This window comes from Autumnicola musiva (assembly GCF_031846585.1).
In the GTDB taxonomy this organism is placed as follows: domain Bacteria; phylum Bacteroidota; class Bacteroidia; order Flavobacteriales; family Flavobacteriaceae; genus Autumnicola; species Autumnicola musiva.
The window spans coordinates 148,695-174,056 of the sequence record NZ_JAVRHK010000009.1; the positions used below are offsets into that span (position 1 = coordinate 148,695).

The following is a 25,362-nucleotide window of genomic DNA, read 5'->3' on the forward strand; positions in this document are numbered from 1 at the left end:
TTAAGGGAAACTAAAAAATGATAAAAACAGCTTTACGAATATTACTGGTAGAAGACGTAAAAACTGATGCAGAACTTCTGGAATATCATATCCGGAAAATAGTAGAAAAACCTGAGATAAAACTGGCCGATAATCTGGATGATATTGCCACTCTTCTGCACAGTTTCGCTCCAGATATTATCCTTTCCGATTATAATCTCCCCACCTGTAATGGTCTGGATGTGCTTAAATTAGCTAAGGAATACGATAATACCATTCCTTTTATTTTTGTAACCGGCACTATAGACAATGATGAACTGGCTGCCAACACCATACTTTCCGGTGCAACTGGTTTTGTACTTAAAAAGCATATGAAGGATATGTCGGAAAAGCTTGCTCCATTATTCAAGCAGGTGGTTTTCAATATGATTGAAAAGGAAGAACTCCGGGAAAAAATCAGGAAAAACAGAATTAGTATCAATCAGATTTATAAATATCTGGATGAAATTAATACTGATAATGAAGAACAACGGCTTAATGTTACCAGGATTAAGCAGAATATTGATAAAATTAGTCCCCGTGGAGATGCTAAATAATCTGAGAGAAGCTACGGCTGTTTTACATGAGCAGTTGGAAAAGGAAAATGCAGCTAACCTAATAATGGATCATAATATTACCCTGGAGCAGTATAGGGAATTACTTTTTCAAAATTACATCGCTTATTATATTGCCGAAAAACAAATTAGCAGTCAGTTATCCCATTATCAGGAATCCAAACATAGAGCGCTTGAACAGGATCTCAGGGCTCTTGGTATTCCACGAGAAATTCCGCAATCGCTCGCTATGGAATTTTACTGTAATTCTAAAGCTGAAGCTTATGGAGCTGCTTATGTGGTAGAGGGTTCAGTTATGGGAGGAATGCTAATTGCTAAAAATTTACAAAAATGTCCCGGGCTTTCTGAAATTAAAACCCACCATTTCTTTAATGGAAAAAGAGATAATATTAAATCCTGGAGAGGATTCGTAAAAAAACTGGAAGAAAGCAGATTTAATAAACAGGAAGTAGTTGAAGCAACTAATAAGGCTAAAGAAACCTTCCTTTTCTTTTCAAAAGCATTTAAACAACCCTTACCTGTAACTTAATACTCTGGAATACAGAAATTAAGGGATTTCCCCCATTCACTTTTCTTTAAGATAGTTTTAGCTTAGCCTTAGACTAATATGAGATCTATCCTTTCATAGATCTTTGTATCCAAATACCCCTTCATTCAAAATTCCCAAATGGGCTCATATCTTCTTTAGTAGAAGCAGGGCACATATGATCAAATTGGTAATTGTTAATTTTTTACTAACCAAATATATTTTATTATGAAAAATTTTAGATTTTTTCTTTTGGGTCTTATGGCTTTGGGGTTGTCGTTCGTATCTTGTAGTACAGAAGAATCTTCTGGTAACAGAGAACAGGAAGAAATGGCTACATTGTCTTTTGGAGCTAGCCTAAATGATCTTTTAAACCGGCAGATGAATACCAAACAACAGATCTCAGATCTTCCGGAATGTTCAGATGCTGCTCCGGCCACTGTAGTAGTGGTAATCTCTGAGGAAGGAGTAGATATGGATCCGGTTACTTTAAACATTCTGTCTGATGATTTAGATGGAAATGGTAATGAAGATTATTATACCGATTATTCCGATGATCTGGAATTAATGCCTGGTACTTATGAACTTGAAGAATTTATCGTTTATGATGCCGGAGGCAACGTAATATGGCTGGCACCTATAGACGATGATGACAGCGGGGATTACGATGGCTATGTTAGCGATGCCCTTCCTATTAGCATCAATTTAGGGCCTGGAGTAAAAAAATACGTAGATGTGGAAGTGCTGTGTTACGATAACCGTGAGGTAAATCAATACGGCTATGTATTCTTTGATATTATTCCAAACCGGGCAATCGAGTTCTGTATGTTTGGGAACTATTGTACAGATAATGGCAGGCACTATCCAGCCGAATATTCTGTGGATATCTGGTTGGGTACAGATTCCAGCGGTACTGTTCTTTACTCAGATGTTGAAAATACAGTTGAAATGGATAACAACGGGGACTATGCAGGAACTCCTGTTTGCTTTGCCTTGCCTGATACCGATGGGGAAGATCAATACTACATTGAAATCACGCTTCTAAATTCTGATGCCTATCCAGATGTAACAGAAGAAGTGGTTCATTCTGCAGTTCTTACCGATGCTCAGGTGAGGGAGATGTTTGTTGGGGAAGATGCAGTAGATTATTATCATTTTAATATAAATTGCGATAGTGGGGGACCGGTAATTAATGAAGATACACATATTTATATCTATTTTGACTCTTCAGGATCAATGAGTAGCACGTTAAGTCCTTTACAGGAAATGAGGGCTACATTGCTTAAGCAAACGCTTTTACCATTATACGGGAACGATGAAGATGCTTACGATAATCAGGTACGTGTAATATCAAATGGAAATGAGAGGACTTTAGATTTTCTCAATATTGAAGGAGAAACCCCTGTAGGAAATGTAATTGTTCTGGCTTTCCAGGATGAAGCTGAATATATCTACCATGATGGGTCTCCCAATTGGGATTCATCCACTCCAAGGACAGGTACTTATAATACCGATATTGCTGTATTGCGGGGCAGACTGAGTGCTTTTCCTGTCAATTATTACCATGGAGTGGTATTTCAGGTGGAAACCTCTACTACCGGTGCTTTTGCAAATTTCAGGAAGTTGATGGAATATGTAGATAGTAGTACAGGTAACTACAGTGGCCAGTATGGGTTAGGGGACAGGCCGGAAGTGGCTTTTGAATATAGTGTTACTCCCGGGGCTTCTGCACAATATTATGCTGACTTAATAGTAGATGCTTTAACAGGTTTAGGTTATAGTTTATAAATTAAAATTTTTCTAATTTGTTTCTTGAAGGAGGTTGCCGTGCAGGCAGCCTCCTTTAATTTGTAGATTTTACAGTTCAAATTCCTCTAAGTTAATCACTTCTCCCGGTTGCATATTTCCCAAAAATTCCTTTCCGATTCTTACCCGTACCAGTCGTAAAGTTGGAAATCCCACAACAGCGGTCATTTTCTTTACCTGGCGGAATTTACCTTCAGTAAGTGTAATGGAAATCCAGCTGGTAGGCCCATGCCGTTCATCACGAATCTTTTTCGTCCTTTCCGGGAAGTGCGGTTTTTCCTGAAGTAAAAAAGCTTTGCAGGGAAGTGTTGAGTAGCTTTTTCCATTTATGCTTATTTCCACTCCTTTCTGAAGTTTCCCAATAGCTTCTTTGGTAATTTCGCCATCAACCTGCACATAATATTCTTTTTCCACCTCGCCGCCGGTGATATTGGCACTCACTTTTCCATCTGTGGTGAGCAAAAGCAAACCTTCCGAATCCTGGTCCAGCCTGCCTATGGACATGGTTCCTTCCGGAAAATCATATAATTCTCCCAGTAATTTCTTTTTCTTTCTTGGCTTTTCATTGGTGATAAACTGACTAAGGTATCCGTAAGGTTTGTATATTTTGAAGTGCTTTTCAGAATGCATATAAAAATGGCAATTTTTAATACTCTGTTTTAAAGTACCAGTTCAGCATATAATCTTTCCAGGGTTTTGTCCAGATTATCACTTAAACCGGAATGTGGGCTTGAAGTTTGAATAGATGCACTGCGTGTGGCCGTAAGCCATCTAAATCGGGAGGCGTGGTCCATTTTAGCAATCGGGCCACCATCTTTGGTACCTTTGCAAACTTTCTCAAACGCGAAAAGGTTTATTTTTAGTTGTTCAACATCGGTGTCATTAGAGAATAACTCTAATTTTTCTTCGTTGATTTTACAGGTAACCTTTAGAAAATTATTCTTTTTACTGAATAAAATAACCCCTGTATTAATAAACTCTTCCCGCTCTACATTAGGCACAACCCGAACCACGGCATATTCATATAAGATTTTCTCTGGCATGCTGAGCTTCTTTTATAAATATTTCTGAATTTTCCACTCTTGTCAGCAAAAACTGAATGTATGCTTCTTTAATTTCTTCCGAAGGTTCTAATACTTCCCGCCATTGCAACCATTCCGCCGGAATAAGTTCAACAATTTCGCGAATTTTATCTTCAGTCAGGAGCTGTTTATATTCTTTATCTACTTCTGTAAGCATAGATGCCTGTGGCAGCAAAACATGGTCTTTTATCAACTCAAATGGACTTTTTGCATGTTTTTCCTTATTCTCCCAGGAATGGTGAAAATAAAAGGATGCACCGTGGTCTATAAGCCACAGTTCTTTATGCCAGATGAGCATATTGGTATTCCTGAACGTTCTGTCCACATTGGTGATTAAAGCGTCCAGCCAGACAATTTGTGAAGCCAGTTTTTCATCAACCTGGTTTGCGGCAGGATCAAAAGCAAGTGCTCCTGAAAGAAAGTGCAGCGCAAGGTTTAAACCGCGGCTTGCCTTGAGTAAATCCTGGATTTCTTCATCAGCTTCAGTTCTTCCAAAAGCTTCATCTAAATCGGCAAATACCAGTTCAGGAACTTTTAACCCGAGAGTACGGGCAATTTCACTTCCAATTAATTCTGCAATAAGAGCTTTGGTTCCATGGCCGGCGCCTTTGAATTTCAACACATATTTAAAATCATCATCGGCCTCTGCAAGAGCAGGTAAAGAACCCCCTTCACGCAAGGGGGCAATGTACCTGGTAACCATTACTTTTCTTAATTCGGTTTTACTCATTCAGGAAATAAAATTTACTGTTTTTCCGGAACAGGGAAACCTCTGTCCCTCATAAGGGCATCAATATTGGCATCTCTTCCGCGGAACTTTCGATAAGCTTCTGCAGGGTCCATGGCATTTCTGGGCGCAAATAGGAATTTCACCAGTTTATGTGCAACTTCTTTGTCATAAAATCCGCCGGGAGCTTCAGCAAAAGCTTCCGCAGCATCTGAGGTGAGTACGTCGGCCCATAAATAGCCGTAATATCCTGTGGCGTAACCTTCACCTGAAAAAACGTGGCCAAAATGAGGAGAACGGTGACGCATTACAATCTGTTTCGGCATTCCTAATTTCTCCAACTGCTCTTTTTCAAATTCTCTCGGATCTATATTTTCAGGATCCGTGGTATGATACTTCATATCCATAAGGGCAGAAGCCAGAAATTCGGTAGTAGCAAATCCCTGGTTAAAGGTGGATGCTTTCTTAATTTTCTGAACTAATTCCTGCGGAATCACTTCACCTGTTTCATGATGTTTCAGAAATTGATTAATTACTTTATCTGTAGATAACCAACGCTCCAGCAACTGTGACTGGAATTCGGTATAATCCCTAACGCCACCCTGAAGAGTAGGATATTTTACATCTGCAGAAAGAAAATGCAAAGCATGACCAAATTCATGGAAAAAAGTCTCCGCATCATCCCAGGATACCAGTACAGGCTCTCCCGGAGCAGGCTTAATAAAATTGGAATTATTTGAAGCCAAAACAGGTCTGTTGCCCATAAGTTCTGTGGCACTGCGGTAAGTTGTGGCCCATGCACCGGAGCGTTTTCCCTGGCGCGCATATGGATCCAGGTACCATAAACCTATAGTTTCGTCGGTGCCCTTAACACTTACTTGCCAAACTTTAACATCGGGATGAAAAACAGGAACACTTCCTTTTTCAACCGGTGTAAATTCAAAGTTGAAAAGTTCACCGGCGGTAAAAAATAATGCCTGGGTTAAATTGCCCAATTCCAGATATTGCTTTACTTCTTCACTGTCAAGATCATATTTTTGCTGGCGCACTTTTTCAGCATAATACCTGTAGTCCCAGGGTTTAATGGTAATGTTTTTATTTTCTTTATCGGCAATGGCTTGCATATCAGCTACTTCTTCTTCAACCCTTGCCAGGGCTGCCGGCCAAACCGCCATCATCAAATCCATTGCTTTTTCGGGAGTTTTAGCCATCCTGTCCTGCAGCCTCCATTCGGCATAATTGTCATATCCCATTAATTCCACACGCTCATCCCGTAGTTTGAGGATTTTTGAAATCACCTCATTATTGTCAAATTCATCCTGATTATCTCCGCGGGAGTAATAATTTCTCCAAACTTTCTCCCTTAGTTCCCTTTCATTGCTATAAGTGAGAAAAGGATCCATGGATGATCGGGTATTTGTTACTGCATATTCGCCTTTATGACCTCTTTCAGTTGCAGCAATTTCGGCAGATTTTATGTAAGATTCCGGAAGTCCGCCAATTTGATCTTTATTAAGATATACCACATAATTTTCTTCTTCTGCTAAAACATTATTTGAAAATTTGGTGTAGAGTTGAGAAAGTTCTTTATTAATTTCGGCATAACGCTCTTTATCTTCTTTATTAAGATTAGCCCCGTTCATTTCAAAATCTTTATAAATAAGCTCAATGGTTCGTTGTTGCTGAGGTGACAGTGAATCTTTCTGCGCTTTTTCATATACATTTTTTATACGCTGAAAAAGCTTCTCATTTTGTGAAATTTTAGAACGATATTCAGAAATTTCAGGAGATAATTCCTGCTGTACTTTTCTAAACTCAGGGCTGGAAATATTGCTGCTATAAATTCCGTAATAGGTAAAAGCCCTGTCTAAAGGCTCACCTGCTTTTTCCATGGGAATAATAGTATTTTCAAAAGTAGCAGGTTTAGGATTATTGGCAATTTTCTCAATGTCGGTCAGGTGCATTTCCATCCCTTTTTCAATCGCCGGTTTAATTAAATCTATCTGCATTTGTTGAAAAGCAGGCACTCCGCTATACGGTCCCTGCCATTCTGCAAGAAGTATATTATCCATTTCTTTCTGATTATTTTCCTGGGCCTGTGTACCTGCCGTAAAGGAGGCAAAAGCGAACAGGCCGATTAATTTTAATGATTTCATCTTCATTTTCGTGTGGTTTTTTACGGCAGGAATATACAAACATTTAGGCAATTTCTTTAGTAAAGCTCTGTGCACAGGTGGGAAAAAGTAGATTATTTAAACAGAAGCTGGCTTACTTTTTCTATTTCATCTGAAGTAATAGTGTGAGGGCGGTTTTTGTATACTTCTAAATGAACAAGAGCACCAGAATTCTCCAGTATATCAACAGATTCTTTTACCCTGGAAAGAGGAACATGCATGTCTTTGTCACCTGTACCTATAAATATTTTAGTACCTCTGAAGTCTCCTTGATAACGATTTGTTTTTAAAGTTTCGCCGATGAGGCCACCGGTAAAAGCAGCAATTCCGCCATATTCATTCGCGAAGCGGGTGGCCACTTCCAGGCTTAAGCAGGCTCCCTGCGAAAATCCCATCAGGTAAATTTTGTTTAGCGGAATATGCCTGGCAGTTTCATCTATGGCCCGCTTCACCATTGCTACGGCAGAAGACAACCAGGGTTCATTCTCATCTTCAGGGGCCATAAAACTTGTGGGGTACCAGGTACGGTTGGTCGCCTGGGGTGCCAACAGATAAGTGTTATCAGTCGGGAAATGACTGGCCAATTGCAGAATATCTTCAGCAGTCGCGCCACGGCCATGTAAAAGAATTATTGCTTTTTCCGCTTCTTTTACAGGAGTCCCTTTTTCAACAATTTGATACTCGTGCATTAGTCTCTGTATTTTTCTATATTAACTTCAATTGGTGTCAGCCCTTTTTCAATTTTGGAACGGTTTGGTTCTTCCCATTCGGGCAGTTTCAGTTCCTGTCCAAGCTTCTCTTTGCTTTCATCAAGCGTAAATCCTATATCATTGGTGGCAACTTCAAACAGGACTCCTCCCGGTTCGCGGAAGTAAATAGAGTGAAAATACTGCCTGTCCAGCACGGGTGTGGGTTCTAAATATCCTTTTTTCATTAAGCGTTCCCTAAACTCAAGTTGGGTAGCATCGTTAGGAGTAGCAAAGGCTACATGATGTACAGTTCCGCCCCCACCAAGTCCCCGGGGGACTTTAGGATCATTCAATATATCAACATAACTGCCGGGTTGGGCTAAGGTGGTTAAGCGAAACCTGTTGTCCTCTTCAAGAACGAGCTTATGCTCCATTTCTTGGGTAAGAACGGCAGTGGTAGCTTGAGGATTATTTTGCGCAATCGTGATGCCGTAAATACCTTTTATGGAATATTCCTGCGGAATCTGGCCATATGAAAAGCCGGGCCTGTTGTCTTCGTTATTGGCTACAAGTTCTATTCCCATTCCATCCGGGTCTTCAAAATAAATAGAGGATTCCCGATTAAAATGCTGTACAGGTTTATTATAGGCAATACTGAATTTATCCAGCCGGCGCATCCAATATTCCAAAGAATTTTCGGGGATAGAGAAGGAGGTAACGGTAACCTGGCCATTGCCTTTTCGTCCTTTGGCAATCCCATCATAAGGAAAAAAGGTTAGAATAGTCCCGGGTTGGCCCAGTTCATCACCATAGTATAAATGGTAGATATCGGGAGCATCAAAATTGACTGTTTTTTTTACAAGTCTAAGCCCCAAAATCCCGGCGTAGAAATCTACATTTTTCTGCGGGTTCGAAGCAAACGAAGTGATGTGATGAAGACCATTGATTAGATTTTCCATAATTTTCTTTTAATTAAATGTTCAGATGAAGAATGAACAACACAAAGATAATAATGTTTAAACAATAATTGTATATACAAATGTTATATTTTTAAAAACCTGCCTATCCCGGGAGGGGAGGCAGGTTCAATTTTCTATGCTTCTATCCATTTTCTTGCAGCCTCGCTTTCAGCGGTTTTAAAATATTTTACATCAGCCTCTGCAAAGGGCTTCATAAGCTGAGTAAGGCTCTTTTCCCATTCTTCAGCACCCACCATAGCGACTTTCTGCATATCTTCATTATTCTCAAAATCGAATTTTGCATCCTTCCACATTGCACTTAAAGTCCATCCCTCAAAATCCCGCATTTCAAAATACCAGCGGATTTTTCCAAATTCTTTAATTTTTTCCTGCAGGAAAGGAATCATTTTCTCATAATCTTCATCGGTTAATTTCTCTTCAGCAGTAGTGTAAACTATGTTTTGTTCTGATTTCAGTTGAATCATAACTTCAGGTTTTAATTTAAATTCAGTGGAACCTAAATTTCGGAAGAATTGCTGCAGCTGCCAAACCTTAATTATCAAGCTTTTTCTAAATGGCTGTTAATGTTTCTACGGAAAATTAACTTTTTGTGTCTTCTTTATTGAGGCTGCAACTTTCGTTCTCCAGTTCTGTTTCAATGGTATAGTGGTCAAAATTGTAATCCTGAAGAAGGTCTTTTACATTTTTCTTTACTTCAAGCAACTGCGCGAATTCACTGATATCCCGCAGTTTAATATGAGTGGTAAAAACATGATTTTCCCCCTCCAGAGACCAGATGTGAACGTGATGAAGGGAAGCCACATGGGTAATATCCAGGATTTTGGATTTTATCTTTTCAGAATCTATATCTTTTGGTGCCCCCTGTAGAAAAATAAAAAGCGTTTCCTTAAGCCTCTTAAAAACGTTCCATAGAATATAAAGTGTTATAAGGAGAGACAGGGCAGGGTCCAGGTAGTGAATATCCTCAAATTTGAGCACTATGGCTACTATAAGTACTGCCACCCAGCCCAGGACATCTTCCATCAGGTGCCAAGAAACCACTTTCTCATTCATGGTTTTGCCACTGCTGAGTTTCCAGGCAGCGAAACCGTTTACCGCCACCCCAATAATGGCAAAAAGAATCATCCCTTCGGCATCAGAATGTTCCGGCATCAGAATTCTTCCTACCGCTTCATAAATAACATAAACGGAACCTGCAATAAGTACCAGACTGTTTATAAGGGCGCCAAGCAGTGAGAAACGCCTGTAACCAAAAGAGAATTTTTCATCGGGCTTTTTTTTAGACTTATGATCTAAGTACCATGAAGTACCAAGCGATAAACTGTCGCCTAGGTCATGCACAGCATCAGAAATTATTGCTATACTGTTTACATAAATTCCCCCGACAAATTCCAGGATAGTAAATCCCAGGTTGAGAAAAAAGGCAATCCTGAGGTTCTTTCCAGAACTATGATGGTGGTGATGATCATGACCCATAAGTTTTGAAGTTATCTGGTTAAAACAGTAGGGTAAATTTCTTCAATTTAAATGAGGTACACAGCAGAATTTTAATGAATTTTTCCTTCATTGCACTATAAATATAAATTTCAAGCGCATGTGGAAGGAAGCTATAAATGCAGTAAAGGAGTCTGATGAAAAATGGTTAATAGAAAATAATCCTGATTTTCCGGCATTTTTTAAATCTGAAAACCTTAAAGGCAAAGGACAGCTAAATTCTAATGCCCTGGAAGCACATTATCGTGCCGGTCTTTTTAAAATGTTCCTCAGCAAAAAGTATAACGGATTGGAGTTGCCTTTATATGAAGGGAGCAAATGGATAGAAAACGCTTCTTACCTTGATGGAAACTGGGGATGGCTTTTGGGTATTGGAGTAGGGGGAGCCTATTTTGCCGATTATCTAAAACCTGAAGTTTCCGAAAAATATTTTAGCCCGCCGGAAGCACTAATAGCCGGAAGTGGTAAACCTGACGGCGATGCAGTAAAAAATGCCAATAATTTATGGGAGGTAAGCGGCTCCTGGCGCTACTGCAGCGGTAGTGAACAGGCATCAATGTTTACGGCAGTAACCCGGCGGGAGCAGGAAATTTTAGCTTTTGTGCTGCCGATTGATAAAGCGGAAATAAGAAGGGACTGGAATAAAATAGGAATGCAGCTAACCTGTAGCCATAGCATTGTTGCTAAAAAAGCACAAATACCTTCAGAAAATTTCTTTAACCTATCGCAATCTTCCCGCATCTCCTCTTATCCTTTAGCAACTTATCCTTTCCTGCTTTTTGCCAGAGCCTGCTTTGTACCGGTAATTTTAGGAATTAGTAAATCTTTCTGGCAAACCGTCTCAGAATTGCTGGAAAATAATAAAGAGAAATGGCAGCAATTTCAGCCGGGCCGATATGAATTTATTCTGAAGAAAAAGAAAAGTTTTCTTTCCGGGCACAGCCACTTAAGCAGTCTTTTTTACAAAAGCCTAAAAAAAAGCTGGAAAAATCATCTCGGGGAGAAGAAAATTCTGGAAAAAGAAGTTAGTAAAATTGGGCTGGAGCTGGCGGAGCGGCATTATTTATCCTGTGCCGGAATACTGCCAAAGCTGGGAATGGAAGTTTTGGAAAAAGATCATCCGTTGCAGGAAAAATGGCAAAATCTGCAAACAGCTTACCAGCATATGTCTTTTCAGGAATATTAAACGAGGTTAGGCAAAATTGCCTTTTTCTACCATTTCCTTTTTATTAAGAAATGCAGCCCCAGGGATACAAGCACCGCAATGCAGGCTGTTGTTCCTAACGCACCTCCAAAACCTGTAAAAAACCGACTTGAATTCAGGTAAATTAATGAGAATACAATACCTGAAAGGCCAATTTGATAATAACTGGGCATTACTTTTCTGGAAACCATTCCTATAAAGCTTGCTCCCATAAAAACCAGCGGAATATGTTTTACAAGATAGGTAGGGAAAAATTGTGGAAGTGAATAAAATGTTAATCCCACTGCAAGAGATAATAAGGCAGAAGCCCTTACGGCTCCCATTTTGAAATAATGATTGGCTAAATATGTTGCTGTTGCAGCAGCAGGCCCTGTAAATATTAAAACTACTGTATTCATGATGTGAAAAGAAATAAAAAAACGGAAGTTATTGCCACTCCTCCAAAAGCCACTGAACCCAACTTACCGCCGTAACCCTGAAAAACATTCTTGGAGCAGATATAGATTACACCTGTAACAAAACCGGCAAATAATATAAACCTCCAGTTCTCTGTAACCATAGGGCTGGTCATTCCTACAAATGCTCCACAGTACATGGCTACAGGAATTTCCTTTGTAGCAGCTCCTTTTCTTCTGAAAATGATAGGAAGAAAAGACGCTATAGAGCCGGTTATACCCGCACCGATAACTGGTCCTAATCCTGCCATTTGGTTCAGGAGAAATGTAATCATACAACCGGTTATTACATAAATGATGTTATAAAAATCTTCAAAGAAATGTTCTTCCTCTTCTCTGGGAGATTTAAAATATCCAATTGTTACCAGTAAAGCAATTATTAACAGGAGTGCTACAAGTTGAAGGGTGTCTATCTTTTCATAAAATATAGCCAGTAAAAAGGAAAGATGAAACAATACAAACAGGAAAAATGCTATTCTCCGGATGGTCTTTTTCATTAGTTTTAAAATTTTTGCAAAACTAATAAAATTGAAGCGGGTGAGATAATCCAGTGCTGCTCCTGAAATTTTTTTTACCTTCTTATAAAAATTGTTTGTAAATCACTTCCATGGACTACTTCTTAATTATTACCATTTTGGTAACTCTTTCTGCAATCTTTGGTTATATAAATGTTCGTTTTCTAAAACTTCCCAACACTATCGGTTTAATGCTAATAACCATAGTCTCCAGCCTTGGCGTGCTTGGCCTTAGCGCATTTGATGATACCCTGCTGAATGTAGAAAAGGAAATTATCGGCAATATAGATTTTGAGGAAATTTTGCTGGAAGTGATGCTGAGTTTCCTCCTGTTTGCAGGAGCATTACATACCAATTTTGAACAGCTTAGGATACAGCGCTGGCCTGTACTGGTCTTTGCTACTGTAGGCGTGCTGGTTTCAACTTTCCTGGTGGGAACCTTAATGTATTTTGTGCTCATGCTCACAGGATTGGATGTGGATTATATATATTGTCTTCTTTTTGGAGCACTCATTTCTCCTACAGACCCCATTGCAGTACTGGGAATATTAAAAAAAGCGGGAGCTGCAAAAAATCTTGAAGCCAAGATTGTGGGAGAGTCTCTTTTTAATGATGGAGTGGGAGTGGTGGTTTTCCTAACCATTTATCAGGTTGCAGGTTCTGCGGAAGGGAGTATTAATGCTATGTCTATTCTTGAACTTTTTTCTGTTGAAGTGGTAGGAGGTATTATTCTTGGGCTAATTTTGGGTTACATCACCTATTTGCTGATGAAGTCTATAGACGATTATGATATTGAAGTGGTTATAACCCTAGCCACTGTGATGCTGGGAACTGTACTGGCACATCATTTTCACCTTTCGGCACCCCTGGCTATGGTAACTGCAGGTTTAATGGTGGGAAATGACACCATACGTGCCAGTACAATGTCTGAAATTACTGAAAGTTATGTAGATAAATTCTGGGAACTTATTGATATTTTGCTCAACACCATTCTTTTTGTGCTTATTGGAATGGAAATGCTGCTACTCAGCTTTAGAGGCGAATATATTTTGGCGGGGCTTATAGCCATTCCTTTGGTGCTTATTTGTCGTTATATCTCCCTGCTTTTACCAATAAATTTCTTTAAAAGAAAACTCGCATTTGCCCCTAAAACAAATTTAATTATGACCTGGGGCGGATTAAGAGGAGGTATTTCCATAGCTCTGGCACTGGGTCTTCAGGAAGAGATGCACAGGGAACTATTTTTAGTTATAACTTATATAATTGTTGTATTTTCAATACTTGTGCAGGGATTAAGTATAGGAAAATTGATAGAAAAATATTCTGTTGATAAAGCTTAATGTGAAGATTTTAGGTTTTCATTATTATATTTAAGAGCTATTTTTTTAACTTTTTACAAACTAAAAAATTGAATTATGAAAGATGTAAAATTAGCGGTTATCTATTACAGTTCAACCGGAACCAACCACCAAATGGCAAAATGGGCTGCTGAAGCAGGTAAGGAATCGGGGGCGAAAGAAGTACGATTTCGCCGGATTCAGGAAATTGCCCCTCAGGAATCCATAAATCAAAACGAGGATTGGAAGAAGCATATTGAAGCAACTAAAGATATTACTACCGCATCTTTAGATGACCTGGAATGGGCAGATGCCATTATCTTTAGTGCTCCCACCAGGTATGGTAGTCTGCCTTCACAAGTGCAGGCATTTTTTGATACCACCGGCGGACTATGGTTCCAGGGAAAATTGGCAAATAAAGTGGTGAGCGGGATGACCAGTGCTCAAAATCCTCATGGCGGACAGGAAACTACTTTAGCCGCTCTTTATAAAACCATGTTCCACTGGGGCGCCATTCCGGTTGCACCGGGTTATACCGATGAGGTAATGTTTGGAGCCGGAGGAAATCCTCATGGTGTAAGTACAGAAGCTGGTAAAGATAATCTTGATGATAAGATTAAGAAAGCAGTTTCTCATCAGGTAAAAAGAACTTTACAAGTTGCCGGATGGATAAAAAAAGGATTGCAGGAATAACTAAATAGCGATGATAAAATTAAAAGCCGGAACAATTTTTTGTTCCGGCTTTTAATTTTTATTCAGAACCCTGAATTTGGAAATCATCAATTTGTACTCTTCACTCATTTCCAGCCATCTTCCTGAAAAACACTCCAATAGTCCGACCATTAGAGGCCTTAAAACCGGAAATTTCTCCCTGTTCATTTCTTACAAAAGATAGATCAGAGATAGGAAAAGTAGATCCAAAAGAATCCTTATCTGCAGGATTCAATGGCATGGGCCCGGCAATTTGATAATTATGCAGCATGAGTTTTTCATCTTCAATATTTATGCTGTAAATGGTTTCAATTTCATCACTGTAATATTTGCCCGTATATTCCTTTAACTCTTCAGGCTGAGGTTTCCAGCTGATCTTTTTGGCGAGATGTTTTCCGTTTTGGTTAAGGGTAAGGGAATCGGCAGTGCCATCTTCTTTTATATGAAAATTAATTTCAGCATTTACACCTTTCAGTTTAAATATAGAATCAGATACAGCATACATATCTACCTCTCCCTGGCCTGTGGCCTGAGTATAAATTCTTTCTCCGTCCTTTGAAAAGTTAAGAACAAAACCAGGTGCTTCTATAAGTTCATAACGGCCGGTAAGGCCATCAAAATCTTCAACATTATAATTGTAAGTACCGGATTCTTCCTCATTACTTTTTTCTTCTTTTTCAGGTTCCATATGTTCTGAAAAGAAAGCATCTGCAACTTTATACGCAATATTTCCTTCAAAACCGGCATTATTACTTTGAGTGACCACGGCTGCGTCTATTTCAGGAAAATACATTAACATAGAACGATGGGCAATATCGGCCCCAGCATGCTGAATTTGTTTCAGCCCGCGGTAATCAGCAATAAATAGTCCCAGTCCGTATTGAGTGGTGTCTCCACTTTTAAGTACAAAAGGAGTGGTCATTTCACTAATAATTTCTTCGCTTCCCACCTTCGGATCATTAAAATTTCCTATCCATTTGGCTAAATTCCCGGATGTAGTATATATTCCACCGGCACCCATAGCACCCGCTAAATCCTGCACTTCCTGGTATACTCCATCTTCATCCAGATTGTAGCCGGCAGCTCTTCCCTCTATTACTTCAAACTGGTTTTTTCGAACAATGCTGTGTTCCATCCCTAAAGGATCAAAAACATTAGTTTTCATCCACTGCGGAAAAGGAACTTCGGTTATCCGTTCTACAAGGGCTGCCAGTATTGCATATCCGGTATTGTTGTAATTCCACTGCGTGCCGGGTTCATTTTGCAACTCCGGCTGATTCTTTATTACTTTTAAAATAGCTTTACGATCCAGGGGGGCGTCCATATTTCTACCTGTTATCGCCAGGGTGTTAATAAATTCCCTGTAACCACTGGTATGGGTAAGTAAGTTCCTGATGGTAACTTTGTGATCAAATTCAGGCAGCTCCGGGAAATATTTCCGAATATCATCATCCAATGACAATTTTCCTTGTTTTGCAAGCAATTCTATGGCAAAAGCGGTAAACTGTTTTGATGTAGACCCAATATTAGTAGGAGTTTGTATAGTAAAAGGAATATCATAACTAAGATTTGCCATTCCGTAGCCTTCAGAAAAAATAATTTCGCTATCCTTCATTACCATAACGGCAGCTCCCGGAGTATCATTTCCGCTATATTGAGCCATTAGCTGATCTACAATTTCTACCGGTTCTGTTGCTAAAGGTTCCAACCTGGTAATTTTAATACTGTAATTACCTTTGGCTTCTTTAAAAGGAATGATCTTTATTATATAATCGCCAGCCTTTTTGGTGTTAAATTGAAAAATTTCCGGACCTCTCGAGGGGCCATCCACATGAGCAACATTCTCTCCCTCCGGATTATAAATGTTTACCACTACATCTACACTATTCTGGTTGACCTTTCCCAGGACAAAACGTGAAGAATCAAGTTTGAGTTTGTAGCTATGCTCGCCATCTGCGGGAAGAAATTCAGCAACTTCCTGTCCCTGTTTAATATTTTCTAAAAAGGAACCCTGGGCATAAATACCAGTGGGAATACATAAAATGCTTGTAAAAAATAATAGTTTTTTTATCATAATGAATGTTTTACGCTGATCTAAATAGTATTTTTAAAGCAGCAGGTGATGATTTTTTCTGTAAATAGGACGACCAATAAGTCAGTCCGGTTACATTTTATTTTTTTGATGTTGAAAATTGAACGTAAGAAAGAATATTCTGTAATTTTAAATAATTAATCGCAGTACCTTGTAAATTCATTTGCACTACAAAATTATCCATACAACATGAAGAAAAATTACTTCCTGATGATAATGAGTCTGCTAAGCTTGTTATTATATTCCCATTCTCTTAAAGCGCAGCTCCAAAGCAATCAGGAGCATTTTGCTGAAGAAACAGCCGGCATAGCACATGGTAATGTTGAAATGAAAGAATATTTTTCAGAAAGCGTAGATACCTTACGTACAACTGCGGTATATACCCCACCTGGTTTTTCAGAAAAAAGAAAGTATCCTGTGCTGTATTTACTTCACGGTATTGGTGGTGATGAAAGAGAGTGGCTGGAACAGGGTGCGCCACGGCATATTCTGGATAATCTTTATGCTGAAGGAAAACTAAGCCCAATGATTGTGGTATTTCCAAATGGTCGTGCCATGAAAAATGATCGTGCCGAAGGAGATATTTTTGATAGCACAAAAGTGAAGGCCTTTGCTCATTTTGAGAAAGATCTCCTGAATGATCTTATTCCATTTATTGAGGAAAATTATCCTGTTTTGGCTGAAAGGGAACACCGGGCAATTGCAGGTTTGTCTATGGGAGGAGGGCAGGCCCTTAATTTTGGTCTCACTAATCCTGAAATATTCGCCTGGATAGGAGGTTTTTCTTCGGCGCCAAATACCATGACCCCGGAAAAATTGATCAGTAATCCGGTAGAAGTTGCAAAGCAGCTTAAGTTACTGTTTATCTCCTGCGGAAAAGATGACGAACTTTTTGAAATAAGTGAAAACTTCCACAGCTATCTTGCAAATAATAAGGTGCCGCATATTTGGTATCCTGAAGAGGGAAAACATGATTTTGAGGTATGGAAGAACGATTTATACCTGTTTTCCCAGATGCTCTTCACAACGGATTAAATTCAGAAATTAGTGAAAAAAGAAGAAATAGACATTTCTCAGGGATTTTGGCTGGATATTTTGGCAGGCCCTTTAATATCCAGAAACACCGGGATTATTAATACTTAACTTCCTCTTTGTTATCATTTATTATATTATTAATAGACAAATAACCATCTTTTCGAACGGTATTCAGCTGCCTGAATACCTTTTAAAAGATCTATATTCGTTCTTCCTCTATTATATAATAGGTTTTTCTTATATTAATTAGAATATCATCATTAAAAATTATCATAATTTTGTTATTATTAATAAATGATTTACTAATTAAACCATATCCACAATGGCAGATAATAAACACGATAAACCCAGTAATCATAAAGTCTGGGAAGTAAACGAGTCAAGTAAATGTCCTTTTATGGGTGGATCACTAGATTTTACCGCTGGTAGCGGTACATCAAATGAAGACTGGTGGCCCAACCAATTAAATTTTAAAATTTTACGCCAGCATTCCTCAAAGTCCAATCCAATGGGAGAAGATTTTAATTATGCTGAAGAATTTAAGAAACTCAACCTTAAAGCCGTAAAAAAAGACCTATTTGACCTGATGAATGATTCTCAGGATTGGTGGCCTGCGGATTATGGCCATTATGGACCATTTTTTATAAGGATGGCCTGGCATAGTGCCGGGACATATCGTATTGGTGACGGGCGTGGAGGGGCCAGTTCCGGATCCCAGCGTTTTGCTCCGTTAAATAGCTGGCCGGATAATGCTAACCTGGATAAAGCGAGGTTACTTCTTTGGCCTATAAAGCAAAAATATGGAAAGAAAATTTCCTGGGCAGATTTAATGATTCTTGCCGGTAATTGTGCCCTGGAATCCATGGGGCTGGAAACCTATGGTTTTGCTGGTGGGCGTGAAGATATATGGGAACCCGAAGAAGATATTTACTGGGGCTCTGAGGGAGAATGGTTGGGAAATAAGGAAAGATATGCAAGTGGTGACGATCTGGAAAATCCTCTTGCTGCTTCCCATATGGGCCTTATTTATGTTAATCCTGAAGGACCAAATGGGAATCCTGATCCCATAGGTGCAGCGCGTGATATTCGTGAAACCTTTGGCCGTATGGCTATGAATGATGAGGAAACAGTTGCTTTAATTGCCGGAGGTCATACTTTTGGAAAAACACATGGTGCTGCCGATGCTATAGAACATGTAGGCGCAGAACCTGCCGGGTCAGACATTGAAGAAATGGGTCTTGGGTGGAAAAATAATTTTGGCAGCGGTAAAGGAGAACATACAATAACCAGTGGAATTGAAGGAGCCTGGACCGATACCCCCACCAAGTGGAGTAACAAATTTTTTGAGAATCTGTTTGGCTTTGATTGGGAATGCGATAAAGGCCCCGGAGGTGCTTATCAATGGAAGCCGAAAAACGGTGCCGGTGCAGGAACAGTACCAGATGCACACAATCCTTCAAAAAAACATGCTCCCTTTATGCTCACAACAGATCTTGCGCTTAAAGAAGATCCTGCTTATGAAAAAATTTCAAGGCGTTATTTTGAAAACCCCAATGAATTTGCAGACGCTTTCTCCAGGGCGTGGTATAAATTAACCCACCGTGATATGGGGCCAGTTTCTAGATACCTTGGACCGGAAGTACCTGAAGAAGAATTGATCTGGCAGGATCCTGTTCCAAAGGCAGATTATGAAATTATAGACGATAAGGATGTAAAAGAGCTAAGAGATAAAATTCTGAAATCGGAACTTACGGTTTCCCAGCTTATTTCCACTGCCTGGGCCTCGGCATCAACTTTTCGTAATTCAGATAAACGTGGCGGGGCTAATGGAGCACGTATCCGCCTGGAGCCACAAAGGCACTGGGAAGTTAATAATCCGCCGGAATTGCAAAAGGTAATCCGTACCCTGGAAGGTATTCAGGAAGAATTTAATAACTCACAAAAAGGCAATAAGAAAGTTTCAATTGCAGATCTTATTGTGCTTGGAGGTTGTGTAGGACTTAAAAAAGCAGCTAAAGAAGCTGGACATGAAATTGGTGTGCCCTTTACACCCGGTCGTACTGATGCCTCACAAGAGCAAACTGATATTGATGCTTTTGCCGTACTTGAACCTATGGCTGACGGATTTAGAAATTTTGTGAACCATCGAAGTGAATTTTCCACAAAACCGGAAGAAATGCTTATTGATCGCTCCCAGTTAATGAACCTGACTCTTCCTGAAATGACTGTGCTTATTGGCGGACTTCGTGTACTGGATACTAACTTTAACAAATCAAAGCACGGTGTATTTACAGATAAACCCAGGGCGCTTAGCAATGATTATTTTGTAAACCTTCTGGATATGCGCACAACATGGAAGGCAACTTCTGATGATAAAAAAGAATTTGAAGGCCGTGACCGTAAAACAGGTGATTTAAAGTGGACCGGAACAAGGGTGGACCTTATTTTCGGTTCTAATTCAGAGCTTCGGGCAATAGCTGAAGTTTACGGAACAGGAGACGGGCAGGAGAAGTTCTTAAAAGATTTTGTTGCTGCCTGGACTAAGGTTATGGATAGTGATCGTTTTGATGTGAAATAGGTTTCACAATTTCCTTGTAATTTTTGTTCAGAATTTAAAATAAAAGGTGATCCGGAAACGGGTCATCTTTTTTGATTTTTGCCCGCTACCAGTCAATGGTTTTGCTACTATTTTGAAGAGATTAGAGATAAAAGAGTTTATTAAAATCTATTATCCAAGCATCGTAAGTTTTATCTGCAACATACGGTAAAAGCGAGCCAGGATGGTTTCGTATTTTTTTCCGCCGAAAGCCTGACAGGCTAAAGCAATTTTTAGTATCAAATTAACAGTAGAAAAAAGACGTCCTTCTATCTTTAGTATTAAATTAAATTTATGCTTAAATTTTCAGAAATCAGGGCTTGCAGCCAAAGAGTGCCTGATGATCCCCATCATTTTCCTTCAGAAGTATTCAGGTTAATTACAGAACAGCGCTTACTTTATATAAACCTTTCCGGGGAATTTCGGAAAGAAGCTTTCCCAATATCTGTTTTTCAAGCCTTATTCGAAATTGGAAAGGCCGGTCTCCCGGCTGGTCGTATTTATGAAGGACATATTAACGGGCTTGAACTTATAAAGGCTTATGGTTCCTCTTCTCAAAAAGATTTTTATTTCCGCGAGGCTATAAACGGAAAATTATTTAGTGTTTGGAATACTGAAATGAATTCTGAAGCAGTTACGGCTGAAAGGATCAAAAGTCAGGTACATTTAAACGGGGCTAAAACTTTTTGTTCCGGAGGCCTTGGTATTGACTATGCTTTAATAACTGCCAAAATGGACGGAGGGAAACAGTTGCTTATAATTCCTCTTAAAGAATATAAACAGCTGGAGGAGGATTGCTCTTTGTGGCAGCCTATGGGAATGAAGAATTCGGTTAGCTGCCGGATAGACTTTAGCGGAATAGCTATTCCTCCGAAAAATCTGCTGGGCAGTTTAAATGATTATGAGCAGGAACCCTGGTTTTCGGGTGGCGCCATGCGGTTTGCCGCGGTACAACTAGGTGGGGCCGAGGCAGTAATGATCGCCGGCCTGGAACATTTAAAAAAACAGAACAGAACGGCAGATCCATACCAGCAGCAACGTATGGGAACTATGGCTGTACAAATACAATCTGGTAAATTTTGGCTTGAAAAAGCACAGGATATATATGATAATGAGGATAAATACACCAGTGGCGAGATTATCAATTTTGGGAATATGATGCGGAGTGTTGTTTTAGAGATTTCAGAAAATATTCTTCATTTAACTGAACGCTCGGTAGGGGTGCAGGGATTTATGGAAAATCATCCGCTTGAACGCCTGTACCGGGATTTAAAGGTTTACCTGAAGCAGCCGGGCCCCGATTTGGCATTGCAAAATGTAGGTTCTTTTACTTTTGAACATTATAATTTATGAAGGATTTCAGCAAGAATTTAGAAGATGCCCCTATCCTGAATACCGGGGGCCTTAGCCGTGATATGGGAACGGTGATGATTGTTGCCCCGCATCCCGATGATGAAACTTTAGGTTGCGGCGCTCTTATAGCACATCTTAGGGCGCAACAAGCTGAGGTTTGGGTACTTTTTATGACCAGCGGGGAAGCATCACATCCTAACTCTTCAGCTTATCCTCCGGAGAAATTGGGGAAGCTCAGAAAAAATGAAGCTGTAAATGCCTGTAAGATATTAGGAGTTTCAAAAGATCATCTTATTTTTCTAGATGCCGGGGATGGGCAGCTTGCCTCATATTCTGAAGCAAATAATCCGGTTGTGGCGCAATTAACTGGTATAATTCAGCAGAAAAATATTGATACGCTTTTTGTGCCCTGGAGAAGAGATCATCATATAGACCATGTGGCTACCAACAGCATCATTGGGAAGGCAGCTGAAGATATGAAACTGATAATTGCTGAATATCCTATCTGGCTTTGGAAAAAAGGCAAACCGGAAGACTGGCCAGCCGAAGGCGAAATATTACCATTCAGGCTGGTAACAGATTCAGTAAAACAGAAGAAAAGGAAAGCCATCGAGGCGCATGTAAGTCAGACTACCAAATTAATTGATGATGACCCGGAAGGTTTTACCCTAAGCCCGGAACTATTGGAACCTTTTTTAGGTGACTATGAATACTTTTTTTTCCCTTCAGAAGCCAAACCGGCAGTAAATATTTCTTATTTCGATGATCTTTATTCTAATGATGACGATCCATGGGATTTTGAAACCAGCCCTTACGAGCAGAAGAAATATAATAAAACCTTAGATGCCATTCCCGAAAGAAATTTTAAAAATGCCCTGGAAATAGGATGTGCCAACGGAGTATTTACAGCATTATTTGCTCCTCAATGTAAGAGACTGCTGGCACTTGACCTAAATCGAAATGCAGTGGAAAGTGCCAGAAAGCGCTGTTCACACCTTCCTCAATGCCATTTTATGAAGTGGGATGTTGCTAACGGCTTGCCGTCAAGTGATTTTGACATCATCATTCTGTCTGAAGTAGCATATTATTTTGAAGAGGAGAAATTACAGGTATTATTTGCAAATATTAACGATGCATTGGCTCCTGGCGGTATTCTGGTAATGGTTCACTGGACGGCATATGTACGTAGCTATCCACTTACCGGCTTACAGGTGCATGAGGTTTTTGCTAAAGATTATTCTAACTTATTCAGATTGATAAATTCGGAACGGCAGGAGTTATATGATTTGGTGGTTTGGGAAAAGCAGTAGAAATAGGCTACAAGTTCTTCAATAGCCATTTCCAAGGGAATATCTGGGTAAGCTGAATTCCAGGGAATATGATATTTTAATGTTTGCTCAAGATAAATAATGAGTGAGCTGCTTCTAATGTGGTTTTGAAGTAAAACTTGCATATCTGATGCCTGCATACGCAAACGAAAACAAAAAGAATTTAAAAGATTTGCAGAAGGATTTTGATAATATTCCCGTATTTCAGCGAATGCCTTAAATCTCTCGTTTAATTTTTTCAGGCTTTCTACAGATTCTGTTTTTGATTCTGACCAATTTTTTATCTGTGAGCCGAATCCACCGGGAACCCTCCCGGAACTTCGGCAGGAGGTGGTAACAACAGGCTTAGAGGAATGTTTTACCTTAAATCCGTTGCTGATTACTTTTTGATATAAAGCAATATCTTCAAAACAGGCCAGAGGGGGCATACCACCCACCTCCCGGTAAACAGATTTTCTTATGGCCATGTTAGGTCCTGAATTATAAGAATGTCGTGGCCAGGGGTCATACTCCCGTGGGTATAGTTCACTTTCAAGTCTTGTTACCATATCCAGATATTGCCTGGTTTGGTATAGCTGCTTCCTCACGTTTTTGTTTAATCTTCTAAGGTCCAGATTTATGATACCGCAAATTAAATCACCGGGTGTATTTTGAGTTTTGAGAAAAGCATTCAGCCAGTATTTATCTGCCACCGTATCTGCATCTGTCATTATAATAAAACCATCATCGGGAAGTCGTGGGCTGGCGAGGTCCATTAAAGCCTTTCGTGCAGCTCCTACAGAATTGATTTTAGGATCATTGGTTTCATAGATGTAAAGCGGAAATTCAGGATGCATCTCCTGGAAAAGATAGCAGATGTCCCTGGTATCATCATCACAGTGGTTACATAATACCAGCACTTCATAAACACTGGCAGGCAGGGAATTTTTATCTGAACATTGGTTAGCAAGCGCAAATAATGTTTTCCAGATATTTTCAGATTCATTTTTTGCGGGTATAGTTACAACAAGCTTTAAGGCTTTGTTTTTAGTCGGTAACTGCTTACCATAAAGTTCTAATTCCGCAGAAAATTCAACAAACGGAGTATCTGCAATCACAATTTTTATGTGGAAAAGTACTGAAAATGATTTCCCGATGAAATAATCTTATCATGAAATTAACATACATGCTCATCTAAAGCGTCTAAGGAATTCGGAAATCCATTTTTCTGAAAGTTCCTGTAGTAGCTTCTGCCTCAACTTAGTTTGGGACATAATATTGGACATCAACAAATTCCACAGAACCCGTTGTTCCATAATCCAGGGAAGATTCTTGGTCAAAAACAAAAGTGCAAATGGAATTGGCCGCAATTTCATTACAGGGAGAGGAGGCATTGGCAGAAAAATTTCCTGTAGTTTCCATTCCATCAATATTTAATGTTAACACCGTAATTCCTTCAGCTGCAAAATCATTATTGTTGTTAAGCTGAATTTCAAACTGAAGCCTAGAGGTATTATTCCCTGTATCGGGAGTGAAATTAAAAGTCAGCACTTCATAAGTGAAGTTCTCCAGCATTTCAGGTTCATAGTTAAGTTCATTTAGCTCCGGCTCTCGCGTATCGCATGGAACTTCCTGGGTAATTTCAGGGGAATAAAAATAGCCATAAGGGCTGTTAAGTTCAAATTCGGGTTGAACAATCATTGTTTTCATACAATTGTCATCATCATCAGAACATCCGAAAATAAGTATAATACTGATGCATAAAAATGCAGATTTAAAAAATTTTGTCATAGCTGAAGTGGATAAGGTTTTATTATTTTCTGTTTATTTAGATAAGTTTGACTCTCCTCCGGAGGGTTTTTAATGCGGATATTAATTTTTGAATAATTCCAGAAATCACCAGTCCGGTTTGCCGAAATATTTAAGCTGCCTTTTCTATTAGTTGCAATAAGCCTAAACTCTTCAGCAGTCACTTTACGCTATTAGGCTTAATAACTACTGCAATTTTTAGGAATCCCTAATAATAGCTCTCAATATTGGTAGTATCTATCATAGATCCGCCTAAGTCTTTATACTTTTCTAAAAACACCTTAAAATAGGACTTTACTTCCGGGCTTGCATCTTTATGTATGTGATCTAAAATCAGTTCTTTAGATTTACCATCTTTTTCGATGTACAGGTAATAATCTATGTCTGCCCAGGATTGCACGGTAATTTCTTCCGATAGATCCTGTTGTAATAAACCTGCCGGAACATTCAATAGATCCTCTACATTAGCAGATTCTTCCTGATCTATATTTTCTTCGAAAGTGGTATTGGACCACTCTCCGTATTTGTTGGAGACATCATTAGCATCTTTAAACAAACCTTCATTATTGATTAGGTATAAATCTCTACAGTCTCCGCCACACATTCCATATATCCCTCCGAAAATGACTTTATCGGCTTGTAAATTGTTTGGTTCAACTGAATCATAACGTTAAGAACAATTAAAGCTGTTAGAAAGGCGGTGGACGTGTGAGCTTTGAGATTAGCGAAAGAATGGGGAGGAGGCAGTCTTGCTTTTGGCAGGAGATATCACCATCATATCTGGCACTGGCCACGTACGGATTGGCCAAAAAAGAAGCATCGCAAGATGTATCTTTCTGCAATGCTCCCTGTTTCGCCCAATTTTATTTCGGCTTAA

General features: G+C 39.4%; 25 protein-coding genes. 11 read left to right on the forward strand and 14 right to left on the reverse strand.

The window, feature by feature from the left end; all coding sequences use genetic code 11:
• Positions 1 to 17: 17 nt before the first annotated feature.
• From RM539_RS13025 to RM539_RS13035, 3 genes are all read left to right on the forward strand, one after another.
• The gene (locus tag RM539_RS13025) at positions 18 to 575 is read left to right on the forward strand and encodes a response regulator (RefSeq protein WP_311503847.1); all 558 of its coding nucleotides are present in this window, start codon (positions 18 to 20) and stop codon (positions 573 to 575) included.
• On the forward strand, positions 565 to 1,122 hold the full coding sequence (locus RM539_RS13030; protein WP_311503848.1) for a biliverdin-producing heme oxygenase: 558 nt from the start codon (positions 565 to 567) through the stop codon (positions 1,120 to 1,122). Before RM539_RS13025 ends, RM539_RS13030 begins: the two co-directional genes overlap by 11 nt.
• A gap of 225 nt (positions 1,123 to 1,347) precedes the next feature.
• Positions 1,348 to 2,907 (forward strand): hypothetical protein, encoded by a 1,560-nt coding sequence (locus RM539_RS13035; RefSeq protein WP_311503849.1) that lies wholly within the window; start codon positions 1,348 to 1,350, stop codon positions 2,905 to 2,907.
• 69 nt (positions 2,908 to 2,976) lie between these two features.
• On the opposite strand, the gene RM539_RS13040 is transcribed toward RM539_RS13035, so the two are convergent.
• From RM539_RS13040 to RM539_RS13075, 8 genes are all read right to left on the reverse strand, one after another.
• Positions 2,977 to 3,555 carry a pseudouridine synthase gene (locus RM539_RS13040; protein ID WP_311503850.1) on the reverse strand — a complete coding sequence of 193 codons (579 nt, stop codon included), beginning with the start codon at positions 3,553 to 3,555 and terminating at the stop codon, positions 2,977 to 2,979.
• A 29-nt stretch (positions 3,556 to 3,584) separates the two neighbouring features.
• Positions 3,585 to 3,968, reverse strand: a complete 384-nt coding sequence (locus RM539_RS13045; protein WP_311503851.1) for a DUF3037 domain-containing protein — start codon at positions 3,966 to 3,968, stop codon at positions 3,585 to 3,587.
• A complete protein-coding gene (locus RM539_RS13050) occupies positions 3,946 to 4,737 on the reverse strand; it encodes a HipA family kinase (protein WP_311503852.1) in 792 nt (263 codons plus the stop codon). The genes RM539_RS13045 and RM539_RS13050 overlap by 23 nt, the downstream gene beginning before the upstream one ends.
• Before the next feature lie 14 nt (positions 4,738 to 4,751).
• The gene (locus RM539_RS13055) at positions 4,752 to 6,896 is read right to left on the reverse strand and encodes a M3 family metallopeptidase (RefSeq protein WP_311503853.1); all 2,145 of its coding nucleotides are present in this window, start codon (positions 6,894 to 6,896) and stop codon (positions 4,752 to 4,754) included.
• Positions 6,897 to 6,982: 86 nt separating this feature from the next.
• The gene (locus tag RM539_RS13060) at positions 6,983 to 7,597 is read right to left on the reverse strand and encodes an alpha/beta hydrolase (protein ID WP_311503854.1); all 615 of its coding nucleotides are present in this window, start codon (positions 7,595 to 7,597) and stop codon (positions 6,983 to 6,985) included.
• Entirely contained in the window at positions 7,597 to 8,556 is a 960-nt protein-coding gene (locus RM539_RS13065; protein ID WP_311503855.1) for a ring-cleaving dioxygenase, read from the reverse strand. The genes RM539_RS13060 and RM539_RS13065 overlap by 1 nt, the downstream gene beginning before the upstream one ends.
• Before the next feature lie 134 nt (positions 8,557 to 8,690).
• Positions 8,691 to 9,041 carry a SpoIIAA family protein gene (locus RM539_RS13070; protein ID WP_311503856.1) on the reverse strand — a complete coding sequence of 117 codons (351 nt, stop codon included), beginning with the start codon at positions 9,039 to 9,041 and terminating at the stop codon, positions 8,691 to 8,693.
• A 115-nt stretch (positions 9,042 to 9,156) separates the two neighbouring features.
• Positions 9,157 to 10,053 (reverse strand): cation diffusion facilitator family transporter, encoded by an 897-nt coding sequence (locus RM539_RS13075; RefSeq protein WP_311503857.1) that lies wholly within the window; start codon positions 10,051 to 10,053, stop codon positions 9,157 to 9,159.
• Positions 10,054 to 10,171: 118 nt separating this feature from the next.
• Between RM539_RS13075 and RM539_RS13080 the strand changes: the two genes are divergently transcribed.
• The gene (locus tag RM539_RS13080) at positions 10,172 to 11,257 is read left to right on the forward strand and encodes an acyl-CoA dehydrogenase family protein (RefSeq protein WP_311503858.1); all 1,086 of its coding nucleotides are present in this window, start codon (positions 10,172 to 10,174) and stop codon (positions 11,255 to 11,257) included.
• Positions 11,258 to 11,283: 26 nt separating this feature from the next.
• Here the strand turns inward: RM539_RS13080 and RM539_RS13085 are convergent, their stop codons facing one another.
• Both RM539_RS13085 and RM539_RS13090 read right to left on the reverse strand, forming a co-directional pair.
• Positions 11,284 to 11,673, reverse strand: coding sequence for a hypothetical protein (locus RM539_RS13085; protein ID WP_311503859.1), 390 nt, complete (start codon positions 11,671 to 11,673; stop codon positions 11,284 to 11,286).
• Positions 11,670 to 12,227, reverse strand: a complete 558-nt coding sequence (locus RM539_RS13090) for a hypothetical protein (RefSeq protein ID WP_311503860.1) — start codon at positions 12,225 to 12,227, stop codon at positions 11,670 to 11,672. The genes RM539_RS13085 and RM539_RS13090 overlap by 4 nt, the downstream gene beginning before the upstream one ends.
• A 110-nt stretch (positions 12,228 to 12,337) precedes the next feature.
• Between RM539_RS13090 and RM539_RS13095 the strand changes: the two genes are divergently transcribed.
• Both RM539_RS13095 and wrbA read left to right on the forward strand, forming a co-directional pair.
• The gene (locus tag RM539_RS13095; protein ID WP_311503861.1) at positions 12,338 to 13,585 is read left to right on the forward strand and encodes a cation:proton antiporter; all 1,248 of its coding nucleotides are present in this window, start codon (positions 12,338 to 12,340) and stop codon (positions 13,583 to 13,585) included.
• 75 nt (positions 13,586 to 13,660) lie between these two features.
• Entirely contained in the window at positions 13,661 to 14,275 is a 615-nt protein-coding gene (gene wrbA, locus RM539_RS13100) for an NAD(P)H:quinone oxidoreductase type IV (protein WP_311503862.1), read from the forward strand.
• A 100-nt stretch (positions 14,276 to 14,375) separates the two neighbouring features.
• Here the strand turns inward: wrbA and RM539_RS13105 are convergent, their stop codons facing one another.
• On the reverse strand, positions 14,376 to 16,367 hold the full coding sequence (locus RM539_RS13105) for a serine hydrolase (protein WP_311503863.1): 1,992 nt from the start codon (positions 16,365 to 16,367) through the stop codon (positions 14,376 to 14,378).
• A 207-nt stretch (positions 16,368 to 16,574) separates the two neighbouring features.
• Here RM539_RS13105 and RM539_RS13110 point away from each other — a divergent pair, with 207 nt between their 5' ends.
• The 4 genes from RM539_RS13110 (at position 16,575) to RM539_RS13125 (ending at position 22,679) form a co-directional block, all read left to right on the forward strand.
• Positions 16,575 to 17,420, forward strand: a complete 846-nt coding sequence (locus RM539_RS13110) for an alpha/beta hydrolase (RefSeq protein WP_311503864.1) — start codon at positions 16,575 to 16,577, stop codon at positions 17,418 to 17,420.
• Positions 17,421 to 17,742: 322 nt separating this feature from the next.
• Positions 17,743 to 19,998 (forward strand): catalase/peroxidase HPI, encoded by a 2,256-nt coding sequence (gene katG / locus RM539_RS13115; RefSeq protein WP_311503865.1) that lies wholly within the window; start codon positions 17,743 to 17,745, stop codon positions 19,996 to 19,998.
• A 312-nt stretch (positions 19,999 to 20,310) separates the two neighbouring features.
• The gene (locus RM539_RS13120) at positions 20,311 to 21,369 is read left to right on the forward strand and encodes an acyl-CoA dehydrogenase family protein (protein ID WP_311503866.1); all 1,059 of its coding nucleotides are present in this window, start codon (positions 20,311 to 20,313) and stop codon (positions 21,367 to 21,369) included.
• Positions 21,366 to 22,679: a PIG-L family deacetylase gene (locus RM539_RS13125; RefSeq protein ID WP_311503867.1), complete on the forward strand. Its 1,314-nt coding sequence runs from the start codon at positions 21,366 to 21,368 to the stop codon at positions 22,677 to 22,679. The genes RM539_RS13120 and RM539_RS13125 overlap by 4 nt, the downstream gene beginning before the upstream one ends.
• Here the strand turns inward: RM539_RS13125 and RM539_RS13130 are convergent.
• The 3 genes from RM539_RS13130 to RM539_RS13140 all read right to left on the reverse strand — a co-directional run bounded on the left by RM539_RS13130 (position 22,604) and on the right by RM539_RS13140 (position 25,041).
• Positions 22,604 to 23,794 (reverse strand): glycosyltransferase family 2 protein, encoded by a 1,191-nt coding sequence (locus RM539_RS13130; RefSeq protein ID WP_311503868.1) that lies wholly within the window; start codon positions 23,792 to 23,794, stop codon positions 22,604 to 22,606. The genes RM539_RS13125 and RM539_RS13130 overlap by 76 nt on opposite strands.
• 142 nt (positions 23,795 to 23,936) lie before the next feature.
• Entirely contained in the window at positions 23,937 to 24,467 is a 531-nt protein-coding gene (locus RM539_RS13135) for a hypothetical protein (protein WP_311503869.1), read from the reverse strand.
• A 226-nt stretch (positions 24,468 to 24,693) separates the two neighbouring features.
• Positions 24,694 to 25,041 (reverse strand): hypothetical protein, encoded by a 348-nt coding sequence (locus RM539_RS13140; protein ID WP_311503870.1) that lies wholly within the window; start codon positions 25,039 to 25,041, stop codon positions 24,694 to 24,696.
• Between the two features lie 159 nt (positions 25,042 to 25,200).
• Between RM539_RS13140 and RM539_RS13145 the strand changes: the two genes are divergently transcribed.
• Positions 25,201 to 25,362 carry a hypothetical protein gene (locus RM539_RS13145; protein WP_311503871.1) on the forward strand — a complete coding sequence of 54 codons (162 nt, stop codon included), beginning with the start codon at positions 25,201 to 25,203 and terminating at the stop codon, positions 25,360 to 25,362.

Coding starts and splice junctions, on each gene's coding strand:
- RM539_RS13065 (WP_311503855.1), bottom strand. CDS start 8,556: ATGGAAAATCTAATCAATGGTCTTCATCACATCACTTCGTTTGCTTCG.
- RM539_RS13075 (WP_311503857.1), bottom strand. CDS start 10,053: ATGGGTCATGATCATCACCACCATCATAGTTCTGGAAAGAACCTCAGG.
- RM539_RS13080 (WP_311503858.1), top strand. CDS start 10,172: ATGTGGAAGGAAGCTATAAATGCAGTAAAGGAGTCTGATGAAAAATGG.
- RM539_RS13135 (WP_311503869.1), bottom strand. CDS start 24,467: ATGACAAAATTTTTTAAATCTGCATTTTTATGCATCAGTATTATACTT.
- RM539_RS13110 (WP_311503864.1), top strand. CDS start 16,575: ATGAAGAAAAATTACTTCCTGATGATAATGAGTCTGCTAAGCTTGTTA.
- RM539_RS13090 (WP_311503860.1), bottom strand. CDS start 12,227: ATGAAAAAGACCATCCGGAGAATAGCATTTTTCCTGTTTGTATTGTTT.
- RM539_RS13050 (WP_311503852.1), bottom strand. CDS start 4,737: ATGAGTAAAACCGAATTAAGAAAAGTAATGGTTACCAGGTACATTGCC.
- RM539_RS13120 (WP_311503866.1), top strand. CDS start 20,311: ATGCTTAAATTTTCAGAAATCAGGGCTTGCAGCCAAAGAGTGCCTGAT.
- RM539_RS13035 (WP_311503849.1), top strand. CDS start 1,348: ATGAAAAATTTTAGATTTTTTCTTTTGGGTCTTATGGCTTTGGGGTTG.
- RM539_RS13040 (WP_311503850.1), bottom strand. CDS start 3,555: ATGCATTCTGAAAAGCACTTCAAAATATACAAACCTTACGGATACCTT.
- katG (WP_311503865.1), top strand. CDS start 17,743: ATGGCAGATAATAAACACGATAAACCCAGTAATCATAAAGTCTGGGAA.
- RM539_RS13060 (WP_311503854.1), bottom strand. CDS start 7,597: ATGCACGAGTATCAAATTGTTGAAAAAGGGACTCCTGTAAAAGAAGCG.
- RM539_RS13125 (WP_311503867.1), top strand. CDS start 21,366: ATGAAGGATTTCAGCAAGAATTTAGAAGATGCCCCTATCCTGAATACC.
- RM539_RS13045 (WP_311503851.1), bottom strand. CDS start 3,968: ATGCCAGAGAAAATCTTATATGAATATGCCGTGGTTCGGGTTGTGCCT.
- RM539_RS13105 (WP_311503863.1), bottom strand. CDS start 16,367: ATGATAAAAAAACTATTATTTTTTACAAGCATTTTATGTATTCCCACT.
- RM539_RS13085 (WP_311503859.1), bottom strand. CDS start 11,673: ATGAATACAGTAGTTTTAATATTTACAGGGCCTGCTGCTGCAACAGCA.
- RM539_RS13055 (WP_311503853.1), bottom strand. CDS start 6,896: ATGAAGATGAAATCATTAAAATTAATCGGCCTGTTCGCTTTTGCCTCC.
- RM539_RS13030 (WP_311503848.1), top strand. CDS start 565: ATGCTAAATAATCTGAGAGAAGCTACGGCTGTTTTACATGAGCAGTTG.
- RM539_RS13025 (WP_311503847.1), top strand. CDS start 18: ATGATAAAAACAGCTTTACGAATATTACTGGTAGAAGACGTAAAAACT.
- RM539_RS13070 (WP_311503856.1), bottom strand. CDS start 9,041: ATGATTCAACTGAAATCAGAACAAAACATAGTTTACACTACTGCTGAA.
- RM539_RS13095 (WP_311503861.1), top strand. CDS start 12,338: ATGGACTACTTCTTAATTATTACCATTTTGGTAACTCTTTCTGCAATC.
- wrbA (WP_311503862.1), top strand. CDS start 13,661: ATGAAAGATGTAAAATTAGCGGTTATCTATTACAGTTCAACCGGAACC.